This is a genomic window from Neoasaia chiangmaiensis (assembly GCF_002005465.1).
Taxonomy (GTDB): Bacteria; Pseudomonadota; Alphaproteobacteria; order Acetobacterales; family Acetobacteraceae; genus Neoasaia; species Neoasaia chiangmaiensis.
The window spans coordinates 2,782,360-2,799,571 of sequence record NZ_CP014691.1; the positions used below are offsets into that span (position 1 = coordinate 2,782,360).

The following is a 17,212-nucleotide window of genomic DNA, read 5'->3' on the forward strand; positions in this document are numbered from 1 at the left end:
TCACCAGACGGTGAAGCCCGCATCGACGTTCACGATGGCGCCGGTCATCAGGCTGGCGGCGTCGGACGCAAGGAAATGCACGACGGACGCGACTTCGTCCGGTTGGCCGACGCGGTTCATCGGTGTGCCGGCGAGCCAGGCGTCATAGAGTTCCGGTTTTTCCATGCCGAAGCGTGTGAGTGTTGTATCGATATAGGTCGGTGCAACGGCGTTGGCGCGGATACCCTGGGTTGCCCACTCCGCGGCCAGCGAACGGATATACTGGTGCACGCCTGCCTTGGAGGCGTTGTAGGCCGCCTGTTGTTGCGGGCGGTTGACGATCAGGCCGGACATCGACCCGATGGCGACGATGGCGCCGCGTTTCTGTTTGAGCATGATACGGCCGACCGCCTGGCAACTGCGGAACATGCCGTTCAGGTTGACGTCGATCTGCTTGAGCCATTGCTTTTCGGTCATGTCCTCGGCCTTGACCTCGGAAATGCACATACCGGCGCTACAGACCAGGATATCGATGCGACCCAGTTTTTCCGCCACGCTGGCCACGGCCGTCTCGACGCTGTCCGTGGAGGTGACGTCCATCGCCACGCCGGAAGCGGCGTAGCCCAGGCCTTTCAGTTCCTCGGCCGATGAATTGGCCAGATCGCCGTCCAGATCGGCGATGACGACATGCGCACCGGCCTCCGCCAGCGCGGTCGCGCAGGAGAGGCCGATATTCTGCGCGCCGCCGGTGATGATCGCGACACGGCCGTTAAGCCGGAGTTTTTCCATATACATGGTTCGGTATCCTGAGATTAGGCTGCCAGGCGATGGCGCTGATGTTTGTCGAGTGCCAGACCGTCGGCGTCGAAGATGTGGCAATGCTCGGGGGGGAAGGCGAAGCCGATCGGGGCATCCAGTGCGCCGCCATGGGCGCCGTCGGTCTGGATGACCAGAAGCTGATCGTCCGGCAGCCGCACGTGCAGCTGTGTCAGCGCGCCAAGACGTTCCACCAGTTCGATGGTGCCCTGGCCCTCGGCCTGATCCAGAAGGATGTGTTCTGGACGGATGCCGAGCGTGACTGCGCCGCCAGCCATGTTGGAGGCGGCCATCACGGGAACATGGAGAGACTGCCCGGTCGCGAGCTGAACCTGCACGCCGCTTTCATCAGCATTGGTGACGGTTGCGGGAAGAAAATTCATCGGTGGGGAGCCGATGAAGCGCGCAACGAAGAGATTGCGCGGATGGTGATAGAGTTCGAGCGGTGAGCCGACCTGCTCCACCACACCTTTCTGAAGGACCACGATCTTGTCGGCCATGGTCATGGCTTCGATCTGGTCATGCGTCACATAGATCGTCGTCGCGTTGAGGCGCCGATGGAGTGTTGCGAGCTCGACGCGCATCTGTCCGCGGAGGGCGGCGTCGAGATTCGACAGCGGCTCGTCGAACAGGAACACCTTGGGATTGCGCACGATGGCACGACCGATGGCGACACGCTGGCGCTGACCGCCGGAAAGCTGGCCGGGCTTGTGTTTCAGGTAGGGTTCGAGCTGAAGGACACGTGCGACATCCGTGATCTTCTGGCGGCGCTCGGCTTCCGGCATCTTTGCCAGTTTCAGGCCGAATTCCATGTTCTGATAGACGTTCATATGCGGATAGAGCGCATAGGACTGGAACACCATCGCCAGCCCGCGCTTTGCGGGTTCGACTTCGTTCACGCGGCGGCCGTCGATCAGCAGGTCGCCGCTACTGATGTCTTCCAGTCCGGCGATCATGCGGAGCAGGGTCGATTTGCCGCAGCCGGACGGCCCGACGAACACGACGAACTCCTTGTCCTCGATCGAGAGCGAAACGCCCTTGATGATTTCCTCGGTCAGGTAGGTCTTGCGGATGTCTTTGAGTTCGACGGTGGCCATCACACATACTCGCGGGATTGAGTGGGAAAGGTGCGGATCATTTCACCGCACCGAAGGTCAGACCGCGCACCAGCTGCTTCTGGCTGAGCCAGCCGAACACCAGGATCGGTGCCACGGCGAGGGTGGAGGCGGCGGAGAGCTTGCCGAAGAACAGGCCTTCCGGCGATGAGAAGGAGGCGATGAAGGCAGCCAAGGGCGCCGCGTTGGACGATGTCAGGTTCAGCGACCAGAAAGCCTCGTTCCAGCAGAGGATCAGCGACAGCAGTCCGGTGGACGCGATGCCGGGCAGTGCCAGCGGCAGCAGCACGACCGTGATCTCCTGCCAGCGATTGGCACCATCCATGCGCCCGGCTTCGAGGATCGGCACCGGCACTTCACGGAAGAAGGTGTAGAGCATCCAGACGACGATCGGCAGATTCGTGAGCATGTCCACGATGGCCAGGCCGGTCAGGGTATCGAGCAGATGCGTGTTGCGTGCGATCAGGTAGATGGGCACCAGCACGCCGACCGGCGGCAGCATGCGTGTGGAGAGCATCCAGAGCAGCGTGCCGCGCGTCCGCTTGTTGGGCAGGAACGCCATGGCGTAGGCCGCTGGAATGGAGAGTGTGAGTGCGACGGCCGTAGCGCCGACGGAGATGGCGACGGTATTGAATGTGAAGTGCCAGTAGTTGGCGCGTTCGAAGACCTCGCGATAGCTGTCGAGCGTGGGGCGGAAGATCAGGTGTGGCGGCGTGGAGATCGCCTCGACCTCGGTCTTGAAGCCGGTGATGAACATCCAGAAGATCGGGAAGAAGATCCAGATGGCGACCAGCCACCCCAGGGCACCGATGGCCAGACCATGCGAACGGCTGCGTTTGATGGCCATGGTCAGACCTCCAGATTGCGGGCGACGGCCCGGACGAGGAAAGCGGCGACGATATTGGCGATGATGATGGCGATGACGCCACCGGCTGATGCGCCGCCCACATCGAACTGCAGCAGGGCGCGGGAATAGATGAGGAAGGCGAGATTGGTGGAGGCAACGCCAGGGCCGCCGGCCGTCGTGACGGAGATTTCCGCGAAGATCGTCAGGAGATAGATCGTCTCGATCATCACCACGACGGTGATCGCGCGGCTGAGATGCGGCAGGATGATGTAGCGGAAACGCGCGATCGGGCCTGCGCCGTCCATACGGGCGGCTTCCTTCTGTTCACTGTCCAGGGACTGGACGGCGGTCAGCAGGATCAGGATGGCGAAAGGCAGCCATTCCCATGCGACGATCATCATGACAGTCGCCATGGGGAAACGTTGCAGCCAGTCGATCGGCGTCAGGCCTACGGCGCGCATCATCCAGGAATAAACGCCGTAGATCGGGTGCAGCATCAGGTTCTTCCACACAAGGGCGGAAACCGTCGGCATGACGAAGAACGGCGAAATGGCCAGCACGCGCGCAATGCCGCGCCCGATGAATTCCTGATCGTAGAGGACGGCCAGCAAGGTGCCGCCGCCCACGCTGACGACCAGCACGCCGCCAACCAGGATCGCCGTGTTGAGCAGCGAACGGAGGAAGTCCGGGTCGGTCAGCAGATACCAGTAATTGTTGACGCCAGCGAAGCCGTGAAGCGTCGGATCGACCAGATTGTAGTTGCGAAACGAATACCACAGGGTCAGCACCAGGGGTACGATCGACCATACGAGAAGGATCGTCACCGCCGGGGCCAGAAGCGCGAAACCCGCGCTTCTGGCTTTCTTCGGCGTGGCGTGCGCCGCGGGGGGCGCGTTCATCACGGCTTCCATGAGCGATCCTCAGTGCGTGTAGCCGGACTGGCGCATGGTGCGCGTCGTCGAGCTTTGTGCTGCGGCAAGGGCCTGATCGACCTGCATCTGGCCGGAGAGCGCCGCCGCGATGGTTTGGCCTACCTGCGTGCCGATGGCCTGGAACTGCGGAATGCCGACGAACTGCGCGCCGCCATAGGGGCGGGGCTGGGCAGTCTGTCCATTCGGATCCGCCGTATTGATGGCGTTCAGCACGAAGCTGGCGAAGGGTGCCGCCTTCTTGTAATCGGCATTGTCATAGGTTGACTGGCGCGTGCCGGCCGGCACGGCGACCCAGCCTTTTTGTTTGGCAACCAGCTGGACGTATTCCTTCGACGTTGCCCATGTGATGAAGGTCTGTGCGTCCTGCGTGTGCTTGGAACTGGCCGGGATGGCGAGGTTCCAGCTCCAGAGCCACGTCGGTCCCTTGCCGAAACTGCCCTTCGGCACCGGTGCGAAGCCGACCTTGCTCGCGACCTGCGACTGCTTCGGATCGAACAGCATGCCGCCGGCAACGGTGGAATCGATCCACATGCCGCAATGGCCGCTGGCGAACAGCGCGAGGTTTTCGTTGAAGCCGTTGGACGTGGCGCCCGGAGGCCCATCGGCGTTCAGGATCGAGACATACCAGTTGATGGCGGATTTCCACGCGGCGCTATCCAGCATCGGCTTCCACCCCATGCCGAACCACTGCCCGCCGAAGGTATTCACCAGCGACGTGACATAGGCCATATTCTCGCCCCAGCCCGGCTTGCCGCGCAGACACATGCCATAGACCTGGTTCGACTTGTCCGTGATCTTGTCGGCATACTGGCGGATCTGTTCGTAGGTCGGGGCCTCGGGCATGGTGATGCCCGCTTTCTTGAACAGGTCCGTGCGGTAATAGGTCATGACGCTTTCGGCGTAGAACGGCAGGGCATAAATCCTGTCGTTCACGGTCAGCCCGGCGCGCACGGCGGGCAGGATGTCGTTGACATCGTAGTCCGCGGCGGGCTGAACCTCGGCCAGCCATTTCTGCTTGGCCCAGATCGGCACTTCGTAGTTGCCGATCGTCATGATGTCGAACTGGCCGGCGCCGGTGGCGATGTCCGTGGTGACACGCTGCCGAAGCACGTTCTCCTCCAGCGTCACCCAGTTGAGGTGGATGCCGGGGTGGGCCTTCTCGAACTCACCCGAGAGCTGGCGCATGATGATCATGTCGCCATTATTGACGGTGGCGATGGTCAGGGTGCTGTCGGCATGGGCAGCGGACAGACATGTTCCCGTTGCGAGAACGGCGAGAGCAGTGGTCCGACAGAACGATGTAAAACGGGACATCGAAACGGAAACCTTGTCCAGAGGGCCCGAAAGGGGATGACGCGGGCCGTTGTCATTAACGAAAAGCGAAATCAGAACCGGATCATGCCACGATGGGCGGTCCGGTCTTATGCAGCCCCGATGCGTCCATGCGCCGTCGGTAGCGCAACTGGTTGAGATGCATGTCGCGCGCGATGTCCAGCTTCGCACCGTGATAGGCGCGCGTATGGGCATCCGGCCGAACCTCCTTGCCTTCATGGCTCATGGCGGCCATGGCGGTGCGGAGGTCCGCAAAGGCAGCGCCGGCCACGGCACCGAGGATCGCGGCCCCGAGCAGCACGGCGTCGGGCTCGCGCGGCAGCAGGATACGGCAGCCGGTGGCATTGGCGTGTTCGCGCAGGAAGACGGCATTCTTGGTCCAGCCGCCCGTCGCGAAGATCGTGTCGATGCGGTACCCTTCGGCGTTCAGTGCATCGATGATATCGCGCGTGCCGTAGGCCAGACCCTGGATCGTCGCGAGGTAAAGCCGCGCGAGATCGTCGATCGTGGCGGACATCGGCAGTCCGTCGATCGCGCCGCGAAGACTGGGATCCGCATGAGGCGAGCGATTGCCGTGAAAATCCGGCAGCACATGCAGATCGGCCGTCAACGTGCCGGGAACAGCGCCGCTTTCCAACCGCTCGAGCCGGTCGTTCAGCAGGGCGTAGACGCTGGTCTTCTCGCGCTCCGCCTGCTGGGCCAGAGCCGGTCCCTGGGCGTGGGTCTCGATGACGAAATCCACCAGCGAACCGACAGCGGACTGTCCCGCCTCGTTCAGCCACATGCCCGGGATCATTGCCTGGGAATACGGTCCCCAGACGCCTTTGACGAAGCGGGGGTCTTCCGAAACCGCCATATGGCAGCTGGAGGTTCCACAGATCAGGGCCAGCGAACGGTTGAGCACGGCATCGTCCGCACCCGTGCTGGAGGCCCCGAGCAGGCCGATTCCGCCCGCATGGGCGTCGATCGCCGACACGCCGACGGGAATGCCGACGGCCAGCCCGAGTTCCTCGGCCGCCCGGGCATTCAGGCCGTTGCCGACGCTCTGGCCCAGCGGGCGCACATCGCGCCCGATGCGCCGGAATCCCTCGTTCGGCAATTCACCGAGGCCGATCGATTCGAAATAGGCGTCGTCCCAACGTTCCTCATGCGCAAGGTAAGTCCATTTGCAGGCTGTCGAGCAGCAGGAACGTGAATCGGAGCCTGTCGCACGCCATGTCAGGAAATCCGGCAGGTCGAAAAAATACTGCGCGTTTGCGAAGGTTTCGGGCCGGTGGCGTTTCAGCCAAAGGAGTTTCGGTGTTTCCATCTCCGGCGAGATCGTACCGCCGACGTAACGCAAAACGTCATGCCGTCCGGCGTTGATCTCGGCGGCTTCCTTGATGGCGCGATGGTCGGCCCAGAGGATGATGTCCTGTTCAGGCGCATTGTCAGGATCGACCGACAGGCCGAGATCGTCCGGGCCGATCACCACCAGAGAGCATGTGGCATCGAACCCGATGCCGCGCACATTGACCTCGCCGCTCTGCGCCATAGCGTCGCGCACGCTGCGACATACCGCTTGCCAGATATCCGCCGAGGATTGTTGTGCATAATCAGGCACCGGCCGCCACGTGCGGATCGGCGTGACGGCGGAGGCCCGCTTTTCACCGTCGAGCGTGAATACGCCTGCTCTGGCGCTTCCCGTTCCGACATCGATACCAATAACAACATCCATGGTGGTCTATGAACCTCGGATTACAACAAGGTCATAAACGGCATATCGCCGGTTTTGGGCAAGTCACCGTTACGTGTGATAGCGGCGTGCGAGATCACAGTGATATGAGGTGTTTGTCTCGTGTGGCAGGCGGTGTCACGCGCGTTCGATATGAAAAAACCCGCCTTCCGAGGAAGGCGGGTTTTCAGAATGACTGACGCGTTCGGCGGGTTTTAGAAGTTCAGGCCGGCCTGAAGGAAGATATAGCGACCGTAGTAGAAGTTGCCGTACTGCCCGGAAGATGTGTTTTCCGTGCCGTCTGCAACGAAAGGCGGATTTTTCCCGGCGATGTTCTGAACGCCGCCTTCGAAAGCCCATTTCTTATAGTTGTAGGTCAGCGTGATGTCCTGCTGAACCATGCCCGGCGTCTTGACGCGGCCATATTGCGTCGGGTCCAGAAACACCGAGCTGTCGTTCCAGTGTGCGCCGCCGATATATTGCATCATGTAGCTGATGCCGAACGGGCCATGCTGCCAGCTCAGCGTGGCATAGTCGCGAACGCGCGGTTGGGCAGAGCCGTTCTGATAGAACAGGGCGCCTGTGTAGTTGTAATACTGACCACCGGGCACGTTCTGCTGGCTCTGGTTTACCAGGTACTGGAAATTGTTATCCACGGTGAAGATGTCACGGGGCGTGACATGGAAGCGATAGGTGAAATCCCAGTCGACGCCGCTTTCATGATAGACACCGAGGTTTTCATCGATCGCGCCGACACTGTTGATCTGGCCGTTGGAAAGACGGTCCACAACGCCACAGAGGTTGGTTTGCTGACCGTTGTAACAGTTATCGAGGATATACTGTGTGGTGAGCGACCCGATCGTTCCGGTAATCGTGTAATGCCAGAACTCGGCGGACGTCGACAGGCCCGGAATCCAGCGCGGCGTGATGACCGTGCCGAATGTATAGGTGCGGCCGACTTCCGGCTTGAGCTTGGGATTGCCGCCTTCCAGCGTCTGGATCTGTCCGCCACCGGCCTGCGTGAAGGTGCCGGGGCTGTGCACGCCGGCCTTCTGGCAGTTGGCGACGATCACAGGCGACGTCGCGCCCGCGCACGGATCAAGCGCCGTGTTGTAGCTCAGCGTCGTGCCGCCGTAGAGCTCGTAGACGTTTGGCTGACGCAATGACGTGCCGATCGTGCCGCGGAAGCGGATGTCGCGCGTCGGCGCCCAGTCGATCGAGCCCTTCCAGTTATAGGCCGAACCGAAGGTGTTGTAGGACGAATAACGACCCTGTCCGTCGATTGTCAGGTCATGGGCGAGCGGCGCATCCTTGAGCAGGGTCAGCTTGCCTTCGATATAGCCTTCCGTGACATTGAAGCCGCCGGATGTCGGGGTGACTGTGTTGCCGAGCGTATTGCCTGCGACCGTTTGCGGGTCCGGATTATGCGTCAGCTGTTCGCCACGATGTTCCATGCCGAGCGCGATGCCGAGATCGCCGCCATTGGACCATGGCATATGCACGACATGGTTGTTGTTGATGCGCAGGTTCAGATCGCGGAGCTGATACTGGCTGTGGTCGATCGTGTTGTAGTTGGCATACTTGACGGCGTCCGGCGAAAGCTTGCCGAAAACACTCGACGGAACGCAGCCGGCAGAGCCCGCGCAGGCATTAGGGTTGTAATAGAGGTCGGTACCTGAATCGCCGGGATTGACCGAAGACAGACCATATTCCTGTAGGAGCGGCGCAAGCAGGCCGACGTTGGCGAATTGGGTCGTCTCCATGCTGACGCCGTAGGTATACGACAGATCGTATTTCCAGCCGGCATAGATATCGCCCTGTGCGCCGAACTTGCCGGTCACGGTATCGATGGCCGACTGGTTCTCGCGATTGCCATATTCGTTCATCCGGCGATACATCTGAAGCTCTTCGCCCGTCGTATTGCCCGGATAGTTTTCGGGAATCAGGATCGAGCTCGGCAGATTCGACGGCGGCACGCTGCCCGTTGCCGGCTCGGGCGCCATCATCGACATGGATGTCTTGTGAGAATAGAGCACGCTCGAATAGAGCGACAGATGATCGTTGACGTCGTAATGCGCGTCACCGGAAAGGTTCGAATCCTGCAACGCATTCACAAGCGACTGGTCGGCGCCGTAATTGTACCGGTCGGCGGACGTGAACGGCTTTACGCCGCCATTATAACTGTTGCCGACATAGGTGTTTTCGGCGCCGTAAAAGGTGCCGAAGGGGGACGTTCCTGAACCGAAACTAGGCGTCGTGCCGCTCGCCGGATTGTTGAGCTGGATATTGTTGCGTGACCAGGAGCGGTCTGCCTGCTGCACGCCGCCTTGCGTCATGTAGGAGCCGAACAGCGTCAGATTGCCGCGACCATGATCGAAATTCCAGCCTTTATAGCCTGAAATGATGCCGGTTCGGTTGTCGCCATGTCCTGTGATACCGCCGCGGAGCGTGATGTTGGCATCGTTCAGGTTGTGCTTGAGCTTGATGTTTACGACGCCGGAAACGGCATCCGCGCCGTAGAGCTCGGAACCGCCGTCCTTGAGGATTTCGATGCTGGCGACTTGCTGGATCGGCAGCGAGTTCATGTCGACGCAATTGGAATCACCGTTGACGGTGGTCCGCTTGCCGTCGATCAGTACGAGAACACGCTTCTGACCCAGGTTACGCAGGTCAAGACAGGCTGCGCCGTCCGTACCGTTCGTTTGTGTGTTGTAGGTTCCCGACGATCCGACCGACGGCAACCGCTGGAAGAAATCGCTCAGTGTCGCGGCGCCGGTCTGTTGGATCTGCTTCGATGTAACGATCTGGACCGGATTGGCGCTGGTATTGTTGGACGTGCTGAGCGCCGAACCTGTAACCACAATGTTTTCGGCGTTGGAATTGACCGCCTCGGACTGGCTGGCCGGTGCGACGTAGGGGCGCAGATCCCGCGCCTGCATCGGATGCGACAGCGTACCGGTAGCGGTGTTTGCGGGTGCGGAAGAGGTGGCTACCGGCGCCGCTTTCCTGGCGGCCTGTCTGTGTGGTTTCTTGCTGTGTTTTCCGGAGGCTGGGGTGCTCTGGGCGTATGCAGCCTGAAGGGTTGCAAAAGGCACCGAGGCCAAGATCGTTGCGCCAAACAGGGCAGCGGCGCGACGCTTGTTTTTGCAGAGGTTAACCATCGATCACTTTCGCGGTCGGTTCGTTGTCGGATTTCGGTTCCGGAATGTTCCGATTACTGAAGGCGAGTTCACGATGTTGCAACTGCGCAATGTAATGTCACGGCGCTTGCGTTGCAGTTCGGCTCCACACTGTTGCGCAATAACAATGATAATAACAAAGAATGTCGAAAAAGTATCTTGAGGTTGCACCTTCCATGGCTGAGCAGGGGGGTGGAGAAATTAAAGTTCTAATACCAACACATATTCGCAATTTTGTTTCGGTATGGTGCTTGCGTTTTTCCTGACGGCACCTTAAGACGACGGCCCCGCGTTCACGGACCCGTGTGTGCCAAGAAACGGGCCCGGCATTGCGTCGAGCGGTTTGCAGTTGCTCGACACAGGCGGGATCGGACGTATCCTGAGTGAGATCACATGGCCTTACATCCTGCCGTTTCCGCCGTGACGGACCGCATCATCGAGCGTTCGCGTGTGTCGCGTCGGCGATATCTTGCGCTGATGGCGCGCAACCGTGCCCAGGGAATCATGCGGCCGCGGCTGGCCTGCGGTAATCTGGCGCATGGGCTGGCGGCGGCGGGTGAGGACAAGGCGCGTCTCATGCAGGGACGCAGCGTTAATCTTGGTATTGTCACCAGCTATAACGATATGCTCTCGGCGCATCAGCCCTATGGTCGTTATCCGGACCAGATGAAGCTGTATGCGCGCGAAATGGGTGCGACGGCGCAGGTTGCGGGTGGCGTTCCGGCGATGTGCGACGGCGTGACGCAAGGGCAGGAGGGCATGGAGCTTTCCCTGTTCTCGCGCGATGTGATCGCCATGTCCACGGCTGTCGGATTGAGCCATGGCATGTTCGAAGGCGTGGCGTTGCTGGGTATTTGCGACAAGATCGTGCCGGGATTGCTGATCGGCGCGTTACGCTTTGGCCATTTGCCCACGATGCTGATCCCGGCCGGGCCGATGACCTCCGGGTTGCCGAACAAGGAAAAGCAGCGCGTCCGGCAGCTTTATGCGGAAGGCAAGGTCGATCAGTCGGCGTTGATGGAGGCGGAGGCCGCGTCCTATCATGGACCGGGCACATGCACCTTCTACGGCACGGCCAACACGAACCAGATGATGGTGGAGATCATGGGGCTGATGATGCCCGATTCCGCCTTCAGCAACCCCAGCACACACCTGCGCCAGGCGCTCACGCGGGCGGGCGTGCATCGGCTGGTGGAGATCAGCCGGCCGGGGGACGGGCATCGCCCGTTGTCGGAACTGGTGGACGAAAAGGCGATCGTGAATGCCGCGGTCGGTCTGCTGGCGACCGGCGGGTCCACCAATCACGCCATTCATCTGCCGGCCATCGCGCGTGCCGCGGGGATCGTCATCGACTGGGCCGATCTGGATGCCTTGTCACGCGCGGTGCCGTTGATGACGCGTGCCTATCCGAATGGCTCGGCGGATGTGAACGCCTTCAACGATGCCGGTGGAATGCCGACCCTGATCGGATCGCTTTGCGATGCCGGGCTTCTGCATGAGGATATCGTCACAGTTTCGGCGGGGGGAATGCGGGATTATGCCCGGCGCGCGGAGATGCAGGACGATGTGCTGGTCTATCGTGCGGCGGGTCCGTCCGAAGACCGGGCCGTCCTGCGCGATGCGCGGGAGCCGTTTCTGCCGGATGGCGGCATGCGTCTGGTGAGCGGCAATCTGGGGCGCGGGATCTACAAGACGAGCGCCGTGGAGGCTTCGCGCCAGACCATCGAAGCGCCGGCGGCGATTTTCGATACGCAGCAGGGCGTCATCGATGCCTTCAAACGTGGCGAACTTGACCGGGATGTCGTGGTCGTCGTGCGGTTTCAGGGGCCGGATGCCAACGGCATGCCGGAACTCCATCGTCTGACGCCGACATTGGCGGTGTTGCAGGATCGCGGATATCGCGTGGCGCTTATGACGGATGGGCGCATGTCCGGGGCCAGCGGAAAGGTGCCGGCGGCCATTCATATCGGACCGGAGGCGCAGTCGGGTGGCCCGTTGGCAAGATTGCGCGATGGCGATCGCGTGCTTGTCTGTGCGGCAACCGGGCGTATCGAGGCGCTCGTGCCGTCGGCCGAGTGGGATGCCCGCGTGCCCGTTCCGCCGCCGCCGCCGGGACTTGGCACGGGGCGCGAATTGTTTGCGTTGATGCGCACGCGTTCGGACAGTGCGGAAGCCGGCGGTTCGGCCATGCTGGCGGCAATGGACGGGATTGTGGACACGATCGGTGATTCGATCGACGAAGGGAGATAACGATGTTTCAGGATACGACGCGCGTCGATGCCGTCATGACGCGCTGTCCGGTCATTCCGGTGCTGGTGGTGAACGATGCCGCCCTGGCGCGTCCGATGGCGGAAGCGCTCGTGGCCGGCGGGCTGACGACGCTGGAAGTCACGCTGCGTACGCCCTGCGCATTGGATGTCATCCGCGAGATGTCGAAGGTCGAGGGTGCGCTGGTGGGTGCCGGCACCGTGTTGAACGCGGACGATCTTGCCCGCAGTGTCGAGGCGGGCGCGCGTTTCATCGTCAGCCCCGGACTGACGGAAGGGGTGGCGCAGGCGGCGGTCCGGCATGATGTGCCGTTGCTGCCGGGCATTGCGAATGCAGGCGATATCATGCGTGGACTGGATCTGGGCCTGACGCGGTTCAAATTCTTTCCGGCGACGGTGAATGGCGGTCTGCCGGCGTTGAAGGCGCTGGCCGCCGTTTTCGGGCAGGTGAGGTTCTGCCCGACGGGTGGCATTACGGAGGAGACCGCGCCGGAATGGCTGGCACATCCGGCCGTGGCCTGCGTCGGTGGTTCGTGGCTGACGAGCGGTGCATTCGATGCTGGTGCGATCGAGCGCCGCGCAACGGTCGCCGCAACGTTGGGTTCCTGACGGAGATGCTATAATTCCTTTTATAGATCGGGTGGTTGTCAATATGAACGGGATAAGTCCATAATCCTGCCATGAAATCGTTCGTATGCGCCCTGACCAACGGTGGATGAGAAGAAGAAACCGCTCGTTGGACTGGCTGGTGTCATCACGCTGGCGATGGCGACGGAGCTGAACGACCAGGTTTCCGAACAGAGCATGCCGGATATTTCCGGCGGTCTGGGCATGAGTCACGATCCCGGGACGTGGTTCAGCAGTCTCTACGTGTCGGCGGAAGTCGTCGGCATGTCCCTGTCGCCCTGGCTGGCGGTGACCTTCACGTTGCGCCGCTTCTCGCTGGTCGTGCCGGTTCTAGCGATGATCGCCTCCTCCCTCATTCCACTGACCGACAATCTGACGCTGCTCTACGGATTGCGCCTGTTCCAGGGCCTTTCCGGCGGGTTTGCGGTGCCGTTGCTGATGACCACGGCGCTGCGGGTGCTGCCGCCGCCGATCCGCCTTTACGGTCTCGCGGCCTATGCGTTGACGGCGACTTTCTTTCCCAATCTGAGCACGTCCTTCGCTGGTTTATGGACGGATCTGCTCGACTGGCGCTTCGTCTTCTGGCAGTCGATCCCGCTCTGCACGCTGGCGCTGCTGCTGCTCTGGTATGGCATGCCCAGGGAGGCGCCGAAATACGAGCGGTTCCGGCTGTTCGACTGGCGCGGGTTTTTTCTGGTGCTGTTCGGCATGGGCGCGCTGTCCACCATGTTGCAACAGGGCGATCGCTTCGACTGGTTCAACAGTCCGGCGATCTGCGTGATGGGGCTGATCAGTCTCGCCTGCCTGCCGCTGTTCGTTCTGAACGAGTGGTTTCATCCGTTGCCGCTTTTCAGGTTTCAGCTGCTGGGGCGCCGCAATTTCGCTTATGGCGCGACAACGTTGCTGGTGTTCATCATCGTCTCGCTGTCCTCGTCTTCCATCCCGGCGGAATTTCTTCAGGTCGTTGCCGGGTATCGGCCGGAGCAGGTGTATCTCATCACGTTGCAGGTGGCGTGCATGCAACTGGTCATGCTGCCGTTGATGGCGGTCCTGCTCAACAAGGAATGGGTGGACAGTCGCATCGTGAGTTTGCTGGGCATGGCGTTCATCCTGACGGCATGCATCGGCAACACGTTCGTGACCTCGGTCTGGAACCGGAACGAATTCTATCTCTGGCAGACGTTCCAGGGGCTTGGCGAGGCCATGATCGTCATGCCGCTCCTGATGATGTCCACCAATGCGTTGATCCCTGCCGAGGGGCCGTTTGCCTCCGCGTTGGTCAATACGCCGCGCGCGGTTGCGGAGGCGGTGGGCATATGGCTGTTGCAGCTGATGCATCGCTGGCGCGGCAGCCTGCATTCGGACCGCATCACCGACCAGATCGGGCGCGACCGCTATCGAATTTTCCAGGGTGAGAATCCGGCTTTCCAGCATCAGGCACCACTCCTGCCGAACGGAATGCCGCGGGCGCCGGGAAGTCTTGAGGCGTTTCGGGCACAGGTGGTCAAACAGACGGCGGTGCTGACGATCAGCGATACGTTCTTCGTGATTTGCGGCATCGTCGTGTTCCTGATGGTGCTGGTGCTCACCCTGCCGCAACGTACCTACCCGCCCCGTATTGTTTTTGTGAAAAAATGAGCGTCATGCGCTCGCTGCAAAAAGCCGAAAGAATGAACGATGTCTGACGAACGCCAGGATGAACGGAAAAAGACGCCGAAATGGCCGTTCCTTGTGGCGGCGGTCATCATTCTCGGATTTATTGCCATTGTGCTGGCGATCATCTTCGTCCCGACGCGGCATGTCTGGACCAACGACGCGTATGTGACGGCGCATTATACGGTGGTGGCGCCGCGCGTATCCGGGCAGATCGTTTCGGTAAATGTGGACGACAACCAGCCGGTCAAGGCCGGGCAGGTTCTGGCGACGCTCGATCCGCGCGATTATCAGACATCCCTCGATCAGGCGCGTGCCACGCTCGATCATGACCGGGCGCTGGCGCTCGATGCGCAGGCAGCGGTGACGCGGCAGCCCTCGATCATCGATGAGAATGTCGCGCAGGCGGCGCAGATCGATGCGCAACTGACCTATGCCCGGCAGAATGCGCGGCGATACACCAACCTGGCGCAGACCGGCGCGGGATCGACGCAGGAGCACCAGCAATCCGATGCGACGTTGCGGGAGATGGAGGCCAACCTGCAGGCCGTGCGGGCGCGGATTGCCGCCGCTCAGGCGCAGACGCCCATTCTGGTTGCGCAGCACAAGGCGGCCCTTGCCACGATCGGCATCGACGAGGCGCGGGTGCATCAGGCGGAACTCAACCTGTCCTACACGAGGATCCGCGCGCTCGAGGACGGCATGGTGGGTGAGCGGAGCGTGCAGGTTGGCAATTACGTCTCGCCCGGTGCGGCGTTGATGGCGCTGGTGCCGATGCAGCAGATCTGGATCATGGCCAATTATCGCGAGATGGCGCTGCGGCATATGCGGCCGGGACAGCATGCGACCATTCACGTCGATGCCTACAATATCGATCTCGATGGCATGGTGGACAGCGTGCCGCCGGCATCCGGCGCGGCGTTTGCGCCGATCGCACCGGAGAACGCGACGGGCAACTTCACCAAGATCGTGCAGCGTCTGCCGGTGAAGATCGTGCTGGCGCCCCATCAACCGCTGGCGAAACTGTTGCGGCTTGGTTTCTCTGTCGAAACGACGGTCGATACCGGGCTGGAGAACGTGGTTGGCGAGCAGGCGCGCACGCATGACGAGATCACCGCGAAATGACGGCGATACGACGATGGCTTGCCGTGTGCGCGGCGCTGACGACAGCCGGGTGCACGGTCGGGCCGGATTTTCATTCGCCGGGCGTCACCGCGCCGGCATCATGGGGCAGTGAGCCCGCATCCGCCGGGCTGACCTATGGCGCGGCGGTCGATACACAATGGTGGCATCGCTTCGGCGATCCGGAACTCGACAGTCTCGTCGGGCGGCTGGCGAAGCAGAACATCCAGTTGCAGAGCGCGACGCAGCGTATCGATCAGGCGCGGGCGCAGATGCACGTTGCGGCATCGGCCGGGTTGCCGCAGGCGAGCTGGTCAGGTTCCTACGCCTATCGGCACCTGAGTTCGCACGGTATTTTCTCGCTGGCCGAACCGGCGCCCGGTTCGAGTTTCCAGTTCGATTTCTTCGCCAATACGCTTAGCGCGGGATGGGACCTCGACCTGTTCGGCATGGTGCGGCGCGCGGTGGAGGCAGAGCATGCCAATCAGCTGGCGGCGATGGAAGCGCGTCATGCGCTTGCTCTGGCGACGTTGGCCGATCTGGCGACCAGCTATATGCAGCTTCGTGGCGTGCAGGAGCAGATACGCATCACCAACACCAATATCGGTCTGGCGCAGCGTAATCTCGATCTTGTGCAAAGCCGGTTTGGCAATGGCGTGGCCACGACGCTCGATCTGGCGCAGGCGCGCGCGCAACTGGCGACGCTGCGCGCGAATCTGCCCGATTTGCAGAACAGCGAGGCAGAACTGATCAATGCAATCGGTTTCCTGCTGGCGGAGCCGCCGCGTGCGCTGGAGGCCGAGTTAACAACACCGGCCGCGCAGCCACCGGTGCCACCGCAGGTGCCCGTCGGTATTCCCAGCACGCTGGCGAAGCGCCGGCCGGATATTCTGGCGGCGGAAGCCCGTCTGCACGCGGCGACCGCGCAGATCGGGGTGGCGACGGCGGCGTTCTACCCGGACATCACGCTAACCGGCAATATGGGCACGGAATCGCTTTCGGCGGCGGATTTCTTCGCCCTGCCAGCCCGCCAGTTCGCGGCGGGGCCGACATTGCAGGTGCCGGTATTCCAGGGTGGACGGCTTATCTACACGTTGCGCCTGCGTCAGGCCCAGCAGAAGGAGGCCGTGCTGGCCTATCGCAATGCCGTCCTGGGGGCATGGCGGGAAGTGGACGATGCGATGACGGCCTATGCCCAGGCAAGGCGCGCACGGCAGGAGACCGTCGAGGCTTTTGGGCAGAACCGCGCCGCTTTCTCGGCCGCCACGCAGCGCTATCGGGAAGGGGCCAGTGACTACCTGAATGTCGTGGCGACACAGGCGGCATTGCTGTCCAGTCAGTCCGCGCTGGCCGCCAACCAGATGAAGATCGAGACGACGCTGGTTGCGCTTTACCGGGCGCTAGGCGGGGGGTGGGAATATGCGGAGGTCGCCGCGCGGTAGGGGGATATCTGGCGGGGATAATTCGATAGGATTTCTGCGGTTTTGAGGTCGGGTTCGGTATATCGACTGCTTGCAAGGCTTCTGCGACCTATGAACCATCGGCATCAACTGTGTGTTGCGAGGTAGCGATAGCCGGGTCGACGAAGCAGGAAAGCGGAACCATTCGATATGGTCACTCAACGACTGA

The 17,212-nt window shown here is 61.8% G+C and carries 12 protein-coding genes; 5 read left to right on the plus strand and 7 right to left on the minus strand.

Features of this window, described 5'->3' with window-relative positions:
- The 7 genes from A0U93_RS13210 to A0U93_RS13240 form a co-directional block, all read right to left on the minus strand.
- Complete coding sequence (locus tag A0U93_RS13210; RefSeq protein WP_077807736.1) at positions 1-774, minus strand: SDR family NAD(P)-dependent oxidoreductase; 774 nt, start codon at positions 772-774, stop codon at positions 1-3.
- 17 nt (positions 775-791) lie between these two features.
- Entirely contained in the window at positions 792-1,892 is a 1,101-nt protein-coding gene (locus tag A0U93_RS13215) for an ABC transporter ATP-binding protein (protein ID WP_077807737.1), read from the minus strand.
- A 37-nt stretch (positions 1,893-1,929) separates the two neighbouring features.
- The gene (locus A0U93_RS13220) at positions 1,930-2,757 is read right to left on the minus strand and encodes a carbohydrate ABC transporter permease (RefSeq protein ID WP_077807738.1); all 828 of its coding nucleotides are present in this window, start codon (positions 2,755-2,757) and stop codon (positions 1,930-1,932) included.
- 2 nt (positions 2,758-2,759) lie between these two features.
- Positions 2,760-3,656, minus strand: a complete 897-nt coding sequence (locus A0U93_RS13225; protein WP_371862823.1) for a carbohydrate ABC transporter permease — start codon at positions 3,654-3,656, stop codon at positions 2,760-2,762.
- Between the two features lie 21 nt (positions 3,657-3,677).
- Positions 3,678-5,003, minus strand: coding sequence for an ABC transporter substrate-binding protein (locus A0U93_RS13230; protein ID WP_077807740.1), 1,326 nt, complete (start codon positions 5,001-5,003; stop codon positions 3,678-3,680).
- A gap of 82 nt (positions 5,004-5,085) precedes the next feature.
- A complete protein-coding gene (locus A0U93_RS13235) occupies positions 5,086-6,738 on the minus strand; it encodes an FGGY-family carbohydrate kinase (protein WP_077807741.1) in 1,653 nt (550 codons plus the stop codon).
- Positions 6,739-6,950: 212 nt separating this feature from the next.
- Positions 6,951-9,896 carry a TonB-dependent receptor domain-containing protein gene (locus A0U93_RS13240; RefSeq protein WP_077807742.1) on the minus strand — a complete coding sequence of 982 codons (2,946 nt, stop codon included), beginning with the start codon at positions 9,894-9,896 and terminating at the stop codon, positions 6,951-6,953.
- 411 nt (positions 9,897-10,307) lie between these two features.
- Here A0U93_RS13240 and edd point away from each other — a divergent pair, with 411 nt between their 5' ends.
- The 5 genes from edd to A0U93_RS13265 all read left to right on the plus strand — a co-directional run bounded on the left by edd (position 10,308) and on the right by A0U93_RS13265 (position 17,025).
- Positions 10,308-12,164, plus strand: coding sequence for a phosphogluconate dehydratase (gene edd / locus A0U93_RS13245; protein WP_077807743.1), 1,857 nt, complete (start codon positions 10,308-10,310; stop codon positions 12,162-12,164).
- 2 nt (positions 12,165-12,166) lie between these two features.
- On the plus strand, positions 12,167-12,790 hold the full coding sequence (gene eda, locus A0U93_RS13250) for a bifunctional 4-hydroxy-2-oxoglutarate aldolase/2-dehydro-3-deoxy-phosphogluconate aldolase (protein ID WP_077807744.1): 624 nt from the start codon (positions 12,167-12,169) through the stop codon (positions 12,788-12,790).
- A gap of 102 nt (positions 12,791-12,892) precedes the next feature.
- Positions 12,893-14,446 carry an MFS transporter gene (locus tag A0U93_RS13255; protein ID WP_169852769.1) on the plus strand — a complete coding sequence of 518 codons (1,554 nt, stop codon included), beginning with the start codon at positions 12,893-12,895 and terminating at the stop codon, positions 14,444-14,446.
- Positions 14,447-14,485: 39 nt separating this feature from the next.
- Complete coding sequence (locus A0U93_RS13260; RefSeq protein WP_077807745.1) at positions 14,486-15,586, plus strand: HlyD family secretion protein; 1,101 nt, start codon at positions 14,486-14,488, stop codon at positions 15,584-15,586.
- Entirely contained in the window at positions 15,583-17,025 is a 1,443-nt protein-coding gene (locus A0U93_RS13265) for an efflux transporter outer membrane subunit (RefSeq protein WP_077807746.1), read from the plus strand. The genes A0U93_RS13260 and A0U93_RS13265 overlap by 4 nt, the downstream gene beginning before the upstream one ends.
- Positions 17,026-17,212: the final 187 nt, after the last annotated feature.